This is a genomic window from Agrobacterium sp. B1(2019), assembly GCF_008274755.1.
Taxonomy (GTDB): domain Bacteria; phylum Pseudomonadota; class Alphaproteobacteria; order Rhizobiales; family Rhizobiaceae; genus Agrobacterium; species Agrobacterium salinitolerans.
On the sequence record NZ_VTPB01000001.1, the window covers coordinates 103,961 to 121,633 of the forward strand.

Here is a 17,673-nt window from a genome sequence, read left to right on the forward strand (position 1 = left end):
GGAACTCTACTGTTTATCTATCGGTGACTGCCGAGGCTTGCGCCTTGACATAGCGCAATCTCCAACCCTTTTTTCGTTCGTCCTTTGGAGACAGACCGATGTTCCATCGGAGGCCATTGATCGCTGTCAATGTAAAAAGCTCTTCGACACCCGATGATCAGGACGGTTACTCGGGAGATTCGAAATGTCGGGAGATTACGAGGTCGGCGCGCTCACTATCGCTAATGTAGCCCGTGCTTATGCCGTCATCCAGCATCTTTTTTCTGCAGTATCCTTCCAGGAATGGCAGGCCGCCACGGACACTGATCGCAAACGGCGCGATTGGTTGACTGTCACCGATAGTGCGGGAGCAGTGCGCGGCCTCTGCTATATGTTCGTCACCGGCCATCCGTCATCCCTTCAGATGGAGGTTCCGGTTTTTGCTTCCTTCAGTCTGTTCGACGAGAGGAACGTTGCGCGAATGCTGTTTGATGAAACCAGGGAAAAAGCCCGGGAATTGAAATGCAGGCGCATTCATTTCTGGCCTGCTGGACCCAAAGGCTGGTCGATTGTCACGAACCCCAACAGGCGGCCCCCGACTGTGGGTCTGGTCTATGATCTTCGGACCGCTGATGACGGCGTAACTTCCAATAATGCAGCGAAAACGTAACCAACACCACGAACTGATTTGATGATACCCGGATGCTTGCTGTCGATTTCTATCTTGCGGCGGAGACGTGCGACTTGAGTGTCGATCGACCGGTCGAATGTATCAAGGCGGCGTGCTCGTGTTTCTTCCATGAGAAACTCACGCGTTAAAACCCGTCCCGGATGCCTGGCAAAAGTGACGAGCATGTCGAACTCACCGGTGGTGAGATCGAGCTCACGACCGTCTCTGGCGAGAAGTGTGCGACAGGACACATCCAGCGACATGCCTTCGAAGCGAAATATCTCATGTCGCTGCTGAGGACTTCCTGATATACGACGGCGCAGAACGGACTTCAGTCTTGCATGCACCTCGCGAAGATGGAACGGTTTGGCAATATAGTCATCAGCTCCGAGCTCGATACCCAGAATTCTATCGACCACGTCGTCACGACCTGTCAGCATGATAATCGGAACATCCGAAGCCGGTCGGATTTCTCGAACAAGATCGAGGCCGTCCTGTCCTCCGGGGAGCGTGAGATCGAGCAGAATGGCGTCGACCTGGTTGTGCCTCAGATGCGACTTCATCTGGACGCCATCAGCCGCAGCGCTCACTCTGTATCCCTCTCCTTCAAAAAAACGGGTGAGCATATCGCGAACCCGCGCATCGTCATCGACAACAAGCAGATGGTGTTGGTCTCCAGGCATTTTCACAATCCCGCGTTACAATTTGTCACAGACCGAAACCTGTCGTCTTCTTTCCGGCATCACTCCGTTATTTTTGTCCTGCTTACTCCACTGAAAGCCAGATGGAGGACATCATGCATATTCTGGATGAGCTTTGCCCACCTGCTCGTGAAATTCCGGCGCCTGTCGATGGGATATATTGGCTGCGGGACGTTTTCCGTCATCAGCCAGCAGAACATCTAATGGCCGGGCGTTCGGTGTTTCTTGAAGGTGACGAAGCAAATCATGTTTTCCAGATTACAGAAGGTGTACTGCGTCTGTTTAAAATTATAGCAGATGGCCGTCGCATCATCACCGGGTTTCTTTATGCCGGCGACATTCTTGGCATATCTGCAAGAGGACGCTATCTCTATAGTGTGGAAACAGTGTCTCGCACGACCTTGCGGCGTGTCACACGCAAGCAGTTCGAATATGCCATAAGCGAAAATCACCGACTCCAGCCAGAAGTTCTTTCCGTTGTCTCCGACGAGATAGCCGCAGCCCAGGAGCAGATGGTTCTGCTGTCCACCAAGAACGCCGAAGAGAGGCTTTGCACGTTTCTCATGAAGTTCCCGGTGCGCAACGGGCTGCCTGGAGAAGATGCGAGAAGGGTGGAACTTCCTATGTGCCGACAGGACATAGCCGACTATCTTGGAATGACGATCGAAACCGTTTCGCGTACTTTCACGAGGCTAATCAGCAAGGGCGTTGTACGGATTGAGAATGCCGTTGCACGTCAGACTATCCTGATCGAGAAGCCGCTTCTGCTTGCACAATTGGCAGGCGACGACGATGATCGTTTCGGCGTTCGGCAGATGGTCGTTCATGGTGGACGACACCGCTATCAGTGAACGCTGCTCGATAGGACAAAAATGCCTGAAACTTCGGAAATGGAAGAGCGTGGCAGGCTACAACTTCAGGCCGTTACCACACTTCTGGATGATGCCAGCATCATCGTCCACGAAATGGACGGGACGATTACGAGATGGACCAGGGGTTGCGAACATCTTTACGGCTGGAGCAAAGAGGAGGCGGCCGGAAAAATCGTTCACCAGCTTCTTTCAACGCAGTTTCCATTGCCGTTGCCAGAGCTTCGAAGGCAGGTTTCCAAAAATGGGGCATGGAGTGGCGAGGTCGTTCACCTTCACAAGGACGGTCACAGGCTTCTGATTGCAACGCGATGGGTGTTCGTTGATTTTGGCGGCGACCGTTCACCCGTTATCGTCCAGACGAACAATGATGTAACGGACATGAAAAGAATGCAGGATGAGTTGGCCCGGCGCGAGGCGCATCTTCTTTCTATCCTGGAGACGGTGCCTGACGCGATGGTTGTCATCGACGCCGGCGGTATTGTCTCGTCTTTCAGTGCCGCTGCGGAAAGGCTCTTCGGTTACGACGCGGGCGAGGTTATCGGGCAGAATGTGAAGATGCTGATGCCGAACCCCGATCGGAAGGCGCATGATGGATACATCGCGCGTTATCTGTCCACGGGTGAAAGACGCATCATCGGCTACGGACGTGTGGTGACCGGGCAGCGCAAGGATGGGTCACGCTTCCCGATGGAGCTGTCGGTGGGCGAGGCGATCGCCAATGGTAATCGCATTTTTACCGGTTTTGTCCGCGACTTGACCAGCAGGCGAAAAATAGAGGAGGAGCTGCGCCAATCGCAAAAAATGGAGGCGATCGGGCAGCTGACCGGAGGACTGGCGCACGACTTCAACAACCTTCTCACGGTTATCAGCGGCAATCTTGAAATGGCTGAGAGCAGGCTCAGCGATGAGGGTGTCCGGCATCTGCTTCGTGAAGCTCAGGATGCTGCGCAGGACGGCGCAAAACTAACGAACCAGCTTCTGGCCTTTGGTCGCCGACAGTCGCTCAACCCACGGCAGTCGGACATCGCCGAACTCGTCGGCGCGATCTCTGATTTGTTGCGGCGGACACTCGGTGAGGCGATCGAATTCAAAACGGTCGTGACGGGTTTTCGCAACGAGGCATTCGTCGATGGCTCGCAATTGCAAAATGCTCTTCTCAACCTGGTCATCAATGCCCGCGATGCCATGCCGAAAGGCGGAAAGCTGACGATCGAAATATCGCGTGTCAAGCTGGATGTGGACTACGCGCGTATGTATCCGAACTTAAAACCAGGCAACTATGTGCAGATGTCGGTCACAGATACGGGGACAGGCATGACGGCGGAGGTTCAGGAAAAGGCGTTCGAACCCTTTTTCACAACCAAAGACGTCGGAGCCGGTACCGGCTTGGGTCTGAGCATGGTTTATGGCTTCGCCAGACAATCCGGTGGCAACGTTCAGCTCTATAGTGAGCAGGGGCATGGGACAAGTGTGCGTATTTTCCTCCCCGCGGCCGAAGATGCCGCTATGCCACCGGAGGGTGATATCAAGGATGTCTCAGCCCCGATTGCTCCTGGCGGCGGTGAACGAATTCTCGTCGTGGAGGATGACGCCCGCGTACGCCGTGTGGCTGTCGCTCGGCTCGTCGCGCTCGGTTACAGTGTCGTGGAGGCGTCCAACGGCGCCGAGGCGCTCCAGCAGCTTGAACGCCATTTTGACATCGCGCTTCTTTTTTCCGACATCGTGATGCCGGGTGGTATCGCGGGCGATGAGCTTGCTGACCTCGCGCGCGGTTTGCGGCCCGATCTCAAGGTTCTGTTTACGTCGGGTTATGCGGAGCCCGCGGTCGCGGAACGGCAGTTGGCCATGAAGGGAAGCTGGCTTAAAAAACCCTATACCGCCCGTGAACTGGCCGTCAGACTACGCGAACTCCTCGACTAGGAGGCAGTGTGCCATGACGATCACGATGGTGATCATATTGGCCTTTGAATAGCGTCTCGTTTTGCTTTTCCCGGTACCCATCAAAGCGTCCCATAGCCGCAAGCGCCTTGTCGAGGAGGGCTTCCCTGCGTTCAAAACGTTGATCGTTTTCTACAATCCTGCTGTCTTGCGTGTCGGTGGAGAAGTCAGCTTCAAGATATTTGCAATCTCGTCGCAACAGGCTTTTAGGCTCCTGGACGTGTCGATCCTTCGCCACTTCATATCGCCTATTCGTCGGGCAAGTTGCATTTGTAATATGTCGACGGTGGCATCCGATGGTCCACCGATCCGGTCTTGAATACGTCTCCAAAGGATTGCGGGGTCCGTATCCAGCCAAAATCCGCGAAAGTCGGCTCGGTGTGCTCGCGCAGCGGCTTCTATGGCGCTACGATGATCGGCGCGATCAAAGACTGCATCTGCCACCACGCAACTGCCGTCCGCCAGAATGACATGCGTTCTTAAAACCATTTCTGCGTAGACTCGCTCGGATACCTCCTTGCCATATGCCGCTTCGGGGAGCCGCGTTTCGGCCGGAACGCCGTGCAAGGCCTTGCGGATACGATCACTTTCAACGATGCGCGCGCCCGGTGCCGGGCCGAGCAAAGGGGCGATACTTTCCGCGACGGTCGTTTTTCCAGAGCCGCTCAAGCCGCCTATGGCGACCAACTCGGGTGACCAAATGTCCAGCAAGCTTTGCGCCAACACGAAATAGGATCTGGCTTGAAGGGAAAGCGCCGCTCTGTCGCGCTTTGTCGCGTCAGCTTGCGTCGCGATCACATGGGCTCTCACGGCGGCCCGCACGGCCAGAAAAAACGGCAGCAGAACGAAGCCGTCCTCGTTGTCGGATTCGTCGAAGTACCGGTTCATCACCAGGTTTGCGTAATGGTAGTGTCCCTCGTGCCAAAGGTCCATGAGAAGAAATGCCAAGTCATAGAGAACGTCGATGGTGGCGATGTCATCATTGAATTCGATACAATCGAACAATCGTGGTTCGCCTTGAAAAAGGCAGATGTTGCGCAGGTGCAGGTCGCCATGGCAGCGCCTGATCTTATCGTTGCCCGCTCGTTCACGCAGCCGTTCCGAATGACGCGTCAGGGTTTGGCGGAAGGAATGGCCGAGGTGATTGATCTCCTCCAATCTAAAGACGGAACTCGTTTTGAGGGCGGCCTCGTTAATATCGAGAACCCGTTCCATCTGGCGACGACCGTCGAGGTCATGTGCAATGGTTGCCCGCTCGTGAAAGTGGACGATCATTCGTGCCGTTGAGGTCATCAACGCATCAGCAAGTTTGTTCGCGGCGGCAAGATGATCGAAAAGCTGGTTCTGATCGAACCTCGTCATTTCTATGACGGCATCGAGAAGTGTACCGTCATCCGCGAAGCGGATCTCCCCGTCTACGCCTCTGGAAATGACCTTGACGCCAAGATAGAGGCCGGGTGCCGCCGGAGAATTGAGGGACACTTCTTTAAGGCACGCATCCAGCCGAAGATCGGGGCTCGAAAAATCGAGATAGGGCAGCTTTACGGATTTTTTGAGTTTGTAGGCTTTGGTGCCCGTCAAAAAGACGATGGAAATATGCGTTTCAATCGTCTCGACGCGTTCTGCCGCTCCAAAGGAGGCAGGATTGCTGAGAAAGGCGATAACGTCCTTTTGCGTGTCGAGGGCCATTGCAATTCCCCTGTGTTTGAACCCGCCTTGCTTCCGCGCAAAAAAAGACGCGAAAATCGTCGCTCAGAATGCGTCCACAAACCTTTGACCTCAGAACACTACATACCGGGCGATGAACGCGCGCATTGATGAGAGTCAAAGATTTTACGAAACAGCGCTGCGTCATTTGGTCATCGGTCGATGCGGCTTGACGCGTCCGTTTGTTGATCGCGATCAATGTCGCTGATCCATACGGGCATAGCGGCTGCTGCGGGTGTGGCGAAGAGGTAATCACACCGTTCACTCCGACTAACCGGCGAATGGACTTCGATGGAGAACCATTTCGCTCAGCCTTTCCGTGGGTAGGTGGGTAGCTGGACGTTGCAGTGCCACTCGCGCTGCAGCATACGGCGCGATGAGGTCATCGAAGCCGGGGCGTGGAACGATGAACAGATCTAGGCGAAGCGTCGTTGTGACCGTGGCGAGAAGCAGAGGTGCCATGGCTAGATCAATACCGCGCCACCTGCCACTTCTTCTGCCCCACCCAAGGTGCCGGAAAAGAGGAAGGGCTTCATCGATCGCTTTAAGGACTAGCTCGGTCTTTGAGCAGCGTGATGGAGAGTGCATATTTAACTAAGCCGCATCATCGGGCATCGCCGGTGCGGCTGTCCGCCTGCTGCTGGATATGTTGGAGGCAGAAATAATTGCCGCTAATGCGGGGCTATCTAGCCGAATTTACAAGTCTCTACGCGTTCAGGCCCCCGCAACCAAATAACTGAAATCACCAAAAGCCCCTTCAAGGGGCTTTTTGCGTTTTTGGACTGATGAAAACACTTCAGGTCTGCGCCTGCAATGATCGGCCAGATTTCCAGCCTCTTGTCACCTGCGATGGTGGAAAAGCCGGATATGCGGGTTGCGGGAACGCTCCAAGCTAAAGGCCGAGACCCGGAAGAACGGTGCGGATGTGGTTACCCAGCGCCCTGGCCGCTGAAGATGTCTGCGCGTCGGCAAACTCGATGGCAATGCCGATCGTCGGCAGGGGTGGTAGCCCGTTTTTGACGATATGAAGGTCGGCTGGAACGGCTTTCCTTGTCAGCACGCTGATGGCGTGGCCGGAGCGCGCGATTGCGATGAGGCCGGAAAGGCTGTTGCTGGCGAAGGCGACGCGGTAGCGGCGATTGGCGGTTTCCATGGCGTCGCACGCTGCGCGGTGATCCAGCGTCACGGGGCCCGAGAGCGCGAGCGGCAGCACATCCTTGGTGATGAGATCCGGCTCCGGCCTGTCCGCCACCCAGACGAAACTTTCCCTGCGGAGCACATCGCGGTGATCCGGATCGGATTGCGAAACCAGCGCCATGTCGATCTGGCGGCGCTGCAGGAGGGGACGCAATTCCGTCGTGGGCGCACAGACCATGCGCAGGTCGATTTTGGGGTAGGTGCCGAAGAAGCCTCTTAGCAGTTCCGGCAGGAAGGCGATGGAATAATCTTCAGGGCAGCCAAGGCTGACGGTTCCCTGCAGCGTCGCCTCGCCCATATCGGCAAGAATCTCATCATGCCGGGCAAGCAGGGCGCTGGCATGGGCAAGCAGTCTCTCTCCCGCTGCGGTTACACGCACTCCAGAACCCGTTCGCTGCAGCAGGGTATAGCCTACCAGCCCTTCCAGCCGCTGCATCTGCGTGCTGAGCGCAGATTGGGTGCGGCCGATCTGCATTGCGGCGACACTGATGGAGCCGGCGCGAGCGACGATGATGAAGTTCTTCAGCAGGGTGAGATCGAGCATGGCGATATCAAGATTATCGATATCGGAGTACAGTACTATCAATTAGACTGCGAGGGCAATGGGTTGTTATGTTTCCGCAAGATAAACTTTTGGGGAATGTGCCATGGACAAGCTTGCGAAGACCTTCGCCTCGCTCAATGACGAACCGGCTTTCTGGGAGGCCGCCAATAAACATCTGACCCGCTACGGACCGGCCTTCGAGGAGATCATCGTCGAACGGGCTGAGGGAAGTTTCGTCTATGATGCGGATGGGCGCGCCATTCTCGATTTCACCTCCGGCCAGATGAGCGCGTTGCTCGGGCATACCCATCCGGATATCGTCGCCACCGTCAACCGGCAGATGGCGTCAGTCGCGCATCTATTCTCGGGCATGTTGTCTCGCCCGGTCGTTGACTTGGCGGCGCGGCTGGCGGCGCTCGCGCCGGGTCTTGATCGCGTGCAATTGCTGACCACCGGGGCTGAATCCAACGAGGCGGCGATCCGCATGGCGAAGCTCGTCACCGGCGGGCACGAAATCGTCGCTTTCGCGCAGAGTTGGCACGGCATGACGGGCGCTGCGGCCTCCGCTACCTATAGCGCCGGCCGCAGGGGCTATGGCCCTGCCACGGCCGGCTCACTCGTTATTCCCGCGCCGAACGCCTATCGTCCGCGCTTCAAGAATCCCGATGGATCGAATGACTGGCAGGCGGAACTCGACGATGCCTTCGAACTGATCGACCGCCAGTCGACCGGCAATCTTGCCGCCTTCATTGCCGAACCGATCCTCTCGAGCGGCGGTATCCTCGAACTGCCGGTCGGCTATCTCGCTGCGCTAAAGAAAAAGTGCGAGAAGCGCGGCATGCTGCTCATCCTCGATGAAGCCCAGACCGGTGTTGGCCGAACCGGGCATATGTTCGCCTTCCAGCGCGATGGTGTGACCCCCGATATCATGACGCTGTCGAAGACACTCGGCGCCGGCCTGCCGCTTGCGGCGGTGATGACGAGCGCGGAGGTCGAACAGAAGGCCTTCGAGAGGGGTTTCCTGTTCTATACGACCCATGTTTCCGATCCCCTGCCGGCGGCTGTCGGCGTTACGGTTCTCGATGTGGTGGCACGCGATGGGCTGGTGGAACAGGCGATTGCCCGCGGAAACCGTTTGAAGGAGGGGTTGCTCTCGCTACAGCAGCGCTTCGAATGCGTTGGTGACGTGCGCGGGCGCGGGCTTTTGCTCGGACTTGAAGTCGTCGCCGACCGGCATACGAAAGCCCCGGGTTTCGAACTCGGTGCGCGCATCATGCAGGAGGCGATGTTGCGCGGCCTCAGCATGAACATCGTCAAGCTGCCCGGCATGGGCGGCGTCTTCCGCATTGCGCCGGCGTTGACGGTATCGGAGCCGGAAATCGACCTTGGGCTGGAGATACTGGCGGATTCGATCGAATCCGCACAGCTTGCCCGTTAGGTGTGGCCGGCATTTGCCGGGAAGGTCAGTTCAACCCTTGCGCCTTCGCCGGGTCTGGAAGTGATATGCGCTTCGCCGCCGCTCTGGCGCACGAAACCGTAGACCATGGCGAGGCCGAGACCTGCGCCGCCATGGTCGCCCCGCGTGGTGAAATAGGGCTCGAAGGCCTTGTCCACGGCCTCCGGCGTCATGCCGATGCCCTCGTCGGTGACGGCGATCACCAGCGTATCTTTGCCCGAAGCGGCCTCGATTGAAATCAGGCCGCCATCGGGCATGGCGGCTGCGGCATTCAGGCAGAGATTGAGGATGGATTGTTCGAAAAGGGCCGGGTCCAGCGGTATAGAGGGAAGATCGTCATCGATATCGAGCGCGATCCGGCATTTGGGGCCGACGGCGATTTCCAGAATGTCGGCCATGCCGCGCAGCAGGCTGGCGACATTGATGACGCTTGGATGAATCGGCTGCTGGCTGCCGATGGTAAGCATGCTGCTGGCCAGAGAGCGGCCGCGATCCGCCGCCTTGCGGATGCGGGCGATGTGCCGCTTCTGGCGGTCGTTGAAACCGGCTTCCCGCTCCAGAAGTCCAAGACTGCCGGTGATGATGCCGATCATGTTGCCCACCTCATGGCTGACCTGATGGGTCATGCGCATGATGCCATCAAGGCGCTGGGCTTTGACCGCTTCCGCTTCCTGACGATCGAGAGCGGTCACATCGCGGGCGAGCAATACGATGCCGCCATCCGGCTGGCGTGACATCGAGACTTCGATCACCTGCTGCTGATTGCCCGTGCGATGGCGCACGACTGCGCGGTCCAGCAATTCCCCCGACCCCGTGTCGGAGGGAAGCAGGGCCGGGTCGATTTCCGGGATCGGTTCGACAAACCGGCGAAGCGACAGTTTTCGCGATGAGCCGGAGCGTCCGACGAGTTCGATGATGCGGCGGTTCATGGTGATGGGCCGGCCGGTCCGATCGAAGAGTGCTATTCCCTCATTCATGGTGCGGAATGTCGAGCGGATGGTGCGGGCTGCCGCCTCCGCCGTGCGCCTGAGGCGCGAGACGCGGTCGACGCTGTCATGGAAGGCGCGAAACGCATCGAGCAGCCGGATCAACTCCGTCTCGGGACCGGTATAGGAGGGCGGGCCGACATCCTTATTTCCCTTCGCAAGGGCATTCATGCCGTTGGAGAGCGTCACGATCCCGCGCGAGACACGCATCACTGAGCGGATCGAGAAGATCGCCACGATGAGAACCAGAAGCGAGGCGACGGCGACAATGATCAGCAGCCGGTTGAGAGCATCGGAGGTCGAAATCAGGTCTTCGTTCAGGCTGCGCGCAACCGCATCGCCCTGGGTCTCGGTTGCGTGGGAAAGATCCCGCGAGACGGTGTGAAGGCGGGAGACCGAGGCGCGGATGGCGAACATTTCCAGAAGGTAACGGCTCTGGGCTTCGAAGACCCGCTCATAGGGCTGAAGCTCGGACACGGGCAGGCGTTCGCCGGGATAGCCCTGTTGGCGCGCCGTTGTTTCCGCCACGTAACGGCGGCGCAGTTCACCAAGCTGGAAGAGGCTGTCGGATGCGGATGCGGCCTGCACGATGCCGTTCATTCGCCGGCGCAGTTCCGGATCGAGGATGCCCTGACCGGTGGCGATTTCGCCGAGCGCTGCTGCCGCTTCCGCTTTATGGCCCTGTGCCGCATCGGCATCCCTCGCAAGATCGAGCGTCTGTTCCCGGATAATCTGGAGGAGTTCAACGATGCGTTCGCTGGCAAAGCCGCGGGTAATCCGTTCGCCGCCGCCCGATCCTGTCATTTCGAGCAAGATATCGACCTGCTGGACCACCGAGCGGCTTTCGCTGGAAACGCGGTAGGGCGAGGCGGCGTTCATCAGGAACGGTGCGCTCGAGACAAGATCGGAGACCTGCCGCGAGACCAGCGACGCCTTGGCGAGACTGGAAAAGGCCTGCAACCCATAAGCCGCCATTTCATCGCGGGCGCGCTGCAGACCATAAATGGCGATGGCGGAAAGGCTGAAGACGAGGAGGCAGGTAAAGACGATCGCAAAGGGCAGGCGGAAGGCGATGGAGGACAGAAAGGAGCGGCTGATCACGGGGAAAGCTCGCCCTCGTCGGTATGCAGGACATAACCCCTGCCGCGCCGCGTCTTGATGTGGCGCGGCAGGTCGGGGTTTATCTCGATCTTGCGCCTGAGCCGCAGCACCAGCACGTCGACATTTCGGTCGATATAACGGTCGCTCTCCGAACCCAGCCTGTCGAGGATCTGGGAGCGGCTGACGGGCTGGTTGGGTGTTTCCGCCAGTATTTCCAGCAGCGCGAATTCCGCAGTCGTCAGCGTTCGGCTGTGATCGCTCAGGCAGACCGCCCGGCGGGCGTCGAGATCGATCGCCCAGTCGCCAAGGCACAGCGCCCCGCGCCCTTGATCGCTGTCCTTGTCCTGTTTCAGCGAAGGGATCGTTCGCCGCAGGACGGCCTTGATCCGGGCCGTGAGTTCGATCGGTTCGAAGGGTTTGACAACATAATCGTCGGCGGCTGTTTCCAGACCGAGAACCCGGTCAGCGGCGCTGCCGGCGGCGGTGACCATGACGATACCGATGTCGATCTGGCTGCGCAGCCGCTGGGCGAAGGTGCGTCCGGACGTGCCCGGCAGATTGTGATCGACGAGCACAAGCTGCATCCTTTCGCGCGCCAATATCTCGTCCGCCTCCTCGGCGGAGCGCGCGCAGGTGGGCAGCCAGCCCTCCGCCTCGATGAGGTCCGAGATGAGCTCGGCCATATCCGGATCGTCCTCGACGATCAGAATGCGAACCTTCTGATTAAGCACTGCACTTTCCTCCCATCACCATCATAGGCATGGCAGCGGCGATCTTCAAAGGCTCGCTGGTTATCTCCCCTGTCATAAATGTAATATCTGTAATCTTGTCCGGCGGTGCGGTGAAAGATTGGTAACCATTCTTCGATTGCGGTGCGGACAGGATGTGACATGCTGTTGGTGGAGACTGGAACGGGGAGGTTCCGGGCAGGGAGGCTTAATTGAAAGCATTGACCGCACTTGCGGTGAGCATGGTCCTATGGCTGTGCGGCGCAGGGCATGGCATGGCCGAGCCGAAGTTGAACGTCCTGTGCGGCGTCGACGAGGCCTGGTGTTTGACCATGAAGCAGGCTTTCGAAGCCAGGGCCGGTCTCGAGATTTCGATGGTGCGAAAGAGCACCGGTGAAATCCTCGACCAGATTCGAGCCGAACGATCCCATCCCGCTGTCGATGTCTGGTGGGGCGGTACCGGCGACACCCATTTGCAGGCCGGCTCGGAAGGGTTGCTGGATGAATACCGGCCCGTCCACCAGCAGGATTTGTTGCCCTGGGCGCAGAATTTCTCGGTAATGTCGGGATCGCGGTCTGCGGGGATTTATGCCGGCGCGCTGGGGTTTGCCTATAATTCGGAACTGCTTGCGAAGAACAATCTGCCAGCGCCGACCTGCTGGAAGGACCTGGCGAAGGATGTCTATCGCGGCCATATCCTGACCGGCAATCCGAACTATTCCGGCACGGCCTTCACCATGCTGGCCACCCTCGTTCAGCTGTTTGGCGAGGAGGAGGCTTTCGGTTTCATGGCGAAACTCAACCAGAATGTCGTGAGCTATACCAAGGTGGGCGCTGCGCCCGTCAAGGCGGCGGCGCGGGGCGAGATCATGATCGGGATTTCCTTCATGCACGATGCCGTGACCCAGAAGATCGAAGGTTTTCCGCTGGTCATCGTCGCGCCGTGCGAGGGCACCGGTTATGAAATCGGGGCTGTCAGCATCGTCAAGGGCAATCGCAATGCGGCCCTTGCACAGGATTTCGTGGAATTTGCGCTGAGCCCGGAAGGGCAGGCGACCGGGGCCCAGGCCGGCCAGAACCAGGTGCCTTCCAATGCCCGGGCGACATTGCCGCTCACGGCGCCTGACATATCGATGATCAAGATGGTGGATTACGACTTCGCCACCTTCGGACAGCCGGAAGAGCGAAGTCGGTTATTGAGCCGCTTCGACAGCGAAATCCACCCCACACAGACCCAGTAGGGCCAAAACCAACATCCCGAAGAGACAGCGCGCGCTGCAAGGTGCCGCGACCGGCAGCGCCATGTCTGTGCGCGGCCAAGAATTCAGACGCAAGCTACAGGAGGATAACCATGCGACTGACGATCTTTTCCACCCTGCTTTTTGCCGGCACGGCACTCAGCTCCGTTTCCGCGCAGGCCGCGGGCGAACTCAACCTGATCTGCTCGGCCGATGTCGTCATCTGCGAGCAGATGAAGGGCGATTTCGAAAAGTCGCACGACATCAAGGTCAATATGGTGCGCCTGTCTTCGGGCGAGACCTACGCCAAGGTTCGCGCGGAAGCCCGCAACCCGAAGACAGACATCTGGTGGGCTGGTACCGGCGATCCGCATATGCAGGCGGCATCCGAAAACCTGACGCTCGAATACAAGTCGCCGATGCTGGACCAGTTGCAGGACTGGGCCGTGAAGCAGGCGGAAAGCACCGGTTACAAGACTGTCGGCGTTTATGCCGGTGCACTTGGCTGGGGCTACAATACCGAAATCTTCACGTCCAAGGGTTACAAGGAGCCGAAATGCTGGGCCGACCTGCTGGCGCCGGAGCTGAAGGGCGAAATCCAGATCGCCAATCCGAATTCGTCCGGCACCGCCTATACAGCTCTTGCCTCGCTGGTGCAGATCATGGGCGAGGATCAGGCGATTGATTATCTGAAGAAGCTCAACGCCAATATCTCGCAATATACCAAGTCGGGTTCTGCACCGGTCAAGGCGGCGGCGCGCGGCGAAACCGCGCTCGGCATCGTCTTCATGCATGATGCGGTGGCGCAGACGGCGGAAGGCTTTCCGATCAAGTCCATCGCGCCGTGCGAAGGCACGGGCTACGAGATCGGCTCCATGTCGATCATCAAGGGCGCCCGCAATCTCGACAATGCGAAAATCTGGTACGACTGGGCGCTGAAGCCTGAAGTCCAGTCGCGCATGAAGGACGCCAAGTCCTTCCAGCTTCCCTCCAACAAGACGGCGGAAGTGCCGAAGGAAGCGCCGAAGTTCGAGGATATCAAGCTCATCGACTATGACTTCACGACCTATGGCGATCCGGCCAAGCGCAAGTCGCTGCTGGAGCGTTGGGACCGCGAAGTCGGTGCGATCGCAAACTGATCTGAACCACTGATCTGAACTCAGGCGACAGGCATCCCGGCTTTTTAAGCCGGGGTGTCCGCCACTCTTTCATCGGCATGAAACAAGCGAGGTCGGCCATGACACGTGGCAATCGCAGGCTGGACATCGTCCTGGCGCTCGGGGCTTTTGCCCTCATTCTTCTCCCCTGGTATCGCATCGAAGGCGGCTTTTTCAGCTTCCGCTGGCTGTCCGGATTTCTCTCTTCCGCCAGCGATGCGCCCGGTGTGCTGCAAATATTGTCCTATGGAAAACCATGGCTCGTCGGCGTCGTTGTCTTTTTCCTCGCCGCGTGTCTTGTCCGGTTCATCCGTGATCCGATGCGGCGCGGCGGGCTGCTTGCCTTCATCGGCGCCGCCGGTCTCTTTTTCCTCGCCTTGCAGGGGCTGGCGATCGGCTTTAGCGGCTGGACCTGGACGGCGAGCGAAAACCTCTTCGGCATGCTTGCCGACGGCCAACCCTCCATGGGTGCCGGTGCCGTCGTCATCTCGTTCGTCTTCGTGCTGCTTTTCGCCTTCGGTCTTGCCGAACGCGGTGTCATGAAAGGCGACGCCTTTGTCGTCGCCGCCATTTCTGTTCTGGTCTTCCTCGTCGCGGTTTTTGTCTTCTATCCGATCGGCAGCATGTTGGTCGCGTCCGTTCAGGATTTCGACGGCTCCTTTAATGCCGATGGTTTTATTCGCAATATTCAGGATCCCGGCATCTGGAGCCTTGGCTGCGTTACGGGGGAAGAGCGTTGCGGCGTTGCCTGGCGCACGCTGTTTCTTGCCCTGATGACGGCCTTCGGTTCGACCGTGCTCGGTCTCGGCTTTGCTCTGATCGCCACCCGCACGCGCTTTCCTTTCAAGAAGGGCCTGCGCCTTCTGACGGTTCTGCCGATCATCACGCCGCCTTTCGTCATCGGTCTTGCTTTGACGCTGCTTTTCGGCCGCGCCGGTGTCGTCACCGAATGGCTTTCTTACCTCTTCGGCATTGAACCGGGCCGCTGGCTTTATGGCATGACTGGCATCTGGATCGCACAGGTTCTGTCCTTCACGCCCATCTCGTTTCTGGTGCTGATCGGTGTGGTCGAAGGCGTCAGCCCGTCAATGGAAGAAGCGTCGCAGACGCTGCGCGCCGACCGCTGGCGCACCTTCTGGCGCGTGTCGCTGCCGCTGATGAAGCCCGGTCTCGCCAATGCTTTTCTCATCGGCTTCATCGAGAGCATGGCGGATTTCGGCAATCCGCTGGTGCTTGGCGGCACCCATGGCGTGCTGTCGACGGAAATCTTCTTCGCCGTCGTCGGCTCGCAGAACGATCCGTCCCGCGCTGCGGTTCTGGCGATCATCCTGCTGTGCTTCACGCTTTCGGCCTTCCTTGCCCAGCGCTTCTGGCTGGCGGGCAAGAATTTTGCGACGGTGACGGGTAAGGGCGACAGCGGCGCGCATATCGCGCTTCCGCGCGGCCTGTCCATCGGTGTTCACGCCATCGTCGTGCCGTGGATGATCTTCACCATCGTCATTTATGGCATGATCCTTGTCGGTGGTTTCGTGAAGACCTGGGGTCTCGACAATTCGCTGACGCTCGACCACTACATCCGCGCCTTTTCCGTCAGCTTCTCCAATGGCTCGATTGCCTGGACCGGCGTGGCCTGGAATTCGTTCTGGACGACCATGAAGATCGCATTGGTTTCCGCACCGCTGACCGCCGCCGTCGGCCTGCTGACCGCCTATATCATCGTGCGGCAGAAATTTGCCGGGCGGAACCTCTTCGAATTCGCGCTGATGATGAGCTTTGCCATTCCCGGCACGGTCATCGGCGTCAGCTACATCATGGCCTTCAACCTGCCGCCGGTGGAAATGACAGGATCGGCACTCATCCTCATCGCCTGCTTCGTGTTCCGCAACATGCCGGTGGGCGTGCGGGGCGGCATCGCGGCGATGAGCCAGCTCGACAAGAGCCTCGACGAGGCCTCGCTGACACTGCGGGCCAATAGTTTCCGCACTATCCGCAAGGTCATCCTGCCGCTCTTAAGGCCCGCAATCACGGCGGCGTTGGTCTATTCCTTCGTGCGCGCCATCACCTCCATCAGCGCCGTCATCTTCCTCGTCAGCGCCGAATACAACATGGCGACCTCCTATATCGTCGGCCTTGTCGAGAACGGCGAATATGGGGTGGCGATCGCCTATTCCTCCATGCTGATCGTGGTGATGATCACCGTCATCACAGGCTTCCAGCTCATTGTCGGCGAGCGTCGACTGCGGCGTGAAAACCGCGTCGCCGGCCTGCCGTCCGCTTCCTCCGTTCCTCTCGCTCAGGAGAAAACCGCATGATTTCCGTCAAACCCGGCTCCGTTACCTTTCAAAATGTCCGCAAGACCTTCGGCGCCTTCGCCGCCATCCCTGATCTGTCGCTGACCATCGAGCCCGGCACGCTGGTGACGCTGCTCGGTCCCTCCGGCTGCGGCAAGACAACAACGCTGCGCATGCTGGCGGGTCTTGAACACCCCACCTCGGGCCGCATCCTCATCGGCGACAAGGATGTGACCATGCTGCCCGCCAATGAGCGCGATGTCTCGATGGTGTTCCAGTCCTATGCGCTTTTCCCGCATATGACGGCGCTCGACAATGTTGCCTACGGCCTGCAATCTTCCGGGCTGCGCAAGGCGGAAGCGCGGGAAAAGGCGGAAGAGGGCCTAAAACTCGTCGGCCTCGCCGGCATGGGCCATCGTCTGCCTGCTGAACTTTCCGGCGGCCAGCAGCAGCGCGTTGCGGTCGCCCGCGCTCTGGTGCTGGAGCCGCAGGTGCTGCTGCTGGACGAGCCGCTTTCCAACCTCGATGCCCGCCTTCGCCGCCGGGTCCGCACCGAAATCCGCGAATTGCAGCAGCGGCTTGGCTTTACTGCCGTCTATGTGACGCATGATCAGGATGAGGCGCTGGCTGTTTCCGACCGGATCATCGTGATGAAGGAGGGCGAAATCGCCCAGTCGGGTGCGCCACGCGATCTTTACGAAGCCCCGGCCTCCGCCTTCATCGCCGATTTCATGGGTGAGGCGAATGTTGTCGGCTGCGAGGTCATTAGCGTTGAGGGTGCCGATGCGCTGATCCGCGTCGGGGGGATCGATCATCGGGTCGCAGCTCGCAATGCCCGGCCGGGTCCCGCCGAGCTTGCGGTTCGTCCCGGCTCGATTTCCATTGGGCAACCGGGCGGACAGGGGCTTGCCGGACGGGTGCTGCACAGCGCTTATCTCGGCGGTCACGTCGAATATGAGGTGGAAACCGATATCGGTACGCTTTTCATTGTCGATCATGCCGTGGAGACCAGCCTGCCGGCGGCGAGCGACGTGACGCTGGGTTTCAAGAGCCGGGGTATTGCCTTGATTCAGGCTTGAAGCCGCCGCCGATCCCGCATTCCTGTCGC

General features: G+C 58.9%; 13 protein-coding genes. 8 read left to right on the forward strand and 5 right to left on the reverse strand.

Annotated features, from left to right (window positions below; all coding sequences use genetic code 11):
* Positions 1-184 precede the first annotated feature (184 nt).
* Positions 185-649 (forward strand): hypothetical protein, encoded by a 465-nt coding sequence (locus AGR1_RS00485; protein ID WP_149145881.1) that lies wholly within the window; start codon positions 185-187, stop codon positions 647-649.
* On the opposite strand, the gene AGR1_RS00490 is transcribed toward AGR1_RS00485, so the two are convergent.
* A complete protein-coding gene (locus AGR1_RS00490) occupies positions 592-1,332 on the reverse strand; it encodes a response regulator (protein ID WP_149145882.1) in 741 nt (246 codons plus the stop codon). The genes AGR1_RS00485 and AGR1_RS00490 overlap by 58 nt on opposite strands.
* A gap of 113 nt (positions 1,333-1,445) precedes the next feature.
* On the opposite strand from AGR1_RS00490, the gene AGR1_RS00495 reads away from it, so the two are divergent.
* On the forward strand, positions 1,446-2,201 hold the full coding sequence (locus AGR1_RS00495; protein WP_121459718.1) for a helix-turn-helix domain-containing protein: 756 nt from the start codon (positions 1,446-1,448) through the stop codon (positions 2,199-2,201).
* A gap of 39 nt (positions 2,202-2,240) precedes the next feature.
* A complete protein-coding gene (locus AGR1_RS00500) occupies positions 2,241-4,142 on the forward strand; it encodes a PAS domain-containing sensor histidine kinase (RefSeq protein WP_246669648.1) in 1,902 nt (633 codons plus the stop codon).
* Positions 4,143-4,292: 150 nt separating this feature from the next.
* On the opposite strand, the gene AGR1_RS00505 is transcribed toward AGR1_RS00500, so the two are convergent.
* Positions 4,293-5,849 (reverse strand): bifunctional aminoglycoside phosphotransferase/ATP-binding protein, encoded by a 1,557-nt coding sequence (locus AGR1_RS00505; RefSeq protein ID WP_149145884.1) that lies wholly within the window; start codon positions 5,847-5,849, stop codon positions 4,293-4,295.
* Positions 5,850-6,759: 910 nt separating this feature from the next.
* Entirely contained in the window at positions 6,760-7,608 is an 849-nt protein-coding gene (locus tag AGR1_RS00510) for a LysR family transcriptional regulator (protein ID WP_187772155.1), read from the reverse strand.
* 103 nt (positions 7,609-7,711) lie between these two features.
* Between AGR1_RS00510 and AGR1_RS00515 the strand changes: the two genes are divergently transcribed.
* Entirely contained in the window at positions 7,712-9,046 is a 1,335-nt protein-coding gene (locus tag AGR1_RS00515) for an aspartate aminotransferase family protein (protein WP_149145886.1), read from the forward strand.
* On the opposite strand, the gene AGR1_RS00520 is transcribed toward AGR1_RS00515, so the two are convergent.
* Positions 9,043-11,151 (reverse strand): ATP-binding protein, encoded by a 2,109-nt coding sequence (locus AGR1_RS00520; RefSeq protein ID WP_149145887.1) that lies wholly within the window; start codon positions 11,149-11,151, stop codon positions 9,043-9,045. The genes AGR1_RS00515 and AGR1_RS00520 overlap by 4 nt on opposite strands.
* A complete protein-coding gene (locus tag AGR1_RS00525; RefSeq protein WP_080789800.1) occupies positions 11,148-11,882 on the reverse strand; it encodes a response regulator transcription factor in 735 nt (244 codons plus the stop codon). Before AGR1_RS00525 ends, AGR1_RS00520 begins: the two co-directional genes overlap by 4 nt.
* 239 nt (positions 11,883-12,121) lie before the next feature.
* Here AGR1_RS00525 and AGR1_RS00530 point away from each other — a divergent pair, with 239 nt between their 5' ends.
* From AGR1_RS00530 to AGR1_RS00545, 4 genes are all read left to right on the forward strand, one after another.
* Positions 12,122-13,120: an ABC transporter substrate-binding protein gene (locus AGR1_RS00530; protein WP_149147245.1), complete on the forward strand. Its 999-nt coding sequence runs from the start codon at positions 12,122-12,124 to the stop codon at positions 13,118-13,120.
* Positions 13,121-13,230: 110 nt separating this feature from the next.
* Positions 13,231-14,256, forward strand: coding sequence for an ABC transporter substrate-binding protein (locus AGR1_RS00535; protein ID WP_149145888.1), 1,026 nt, complete (start codon positions 13,231-13,233; stop codon positions 14,254-14,256).
* Between the two features lie 98 nt (positions 14,257-14,354).
* Complete coding sequence (locus tag AGR1_RS00540) at positions 14,355-16,586, forward strand: iron ABC transporter permease (protein WP_149145889.1); 2,232 nt, start codon at positions 14,355-14,357, stop codon at positions 16,584-16,586.
* Entirely contained in the window at positions 16,583-17,644 is a 1,062-nt protein-coding gene (locus tag AGR1_RS00545; protein WP_149145890.1) for an ABC transporter ATP-binding protein, read from the forward strand. Before AGR1_RS00540 ends, AGR1_RS00545 begins: the two co-directional genes overlap by 4 nt.
* The last annotated feature ends 29 nt before the right edge of the window (positions 17,645-17,673 follow it).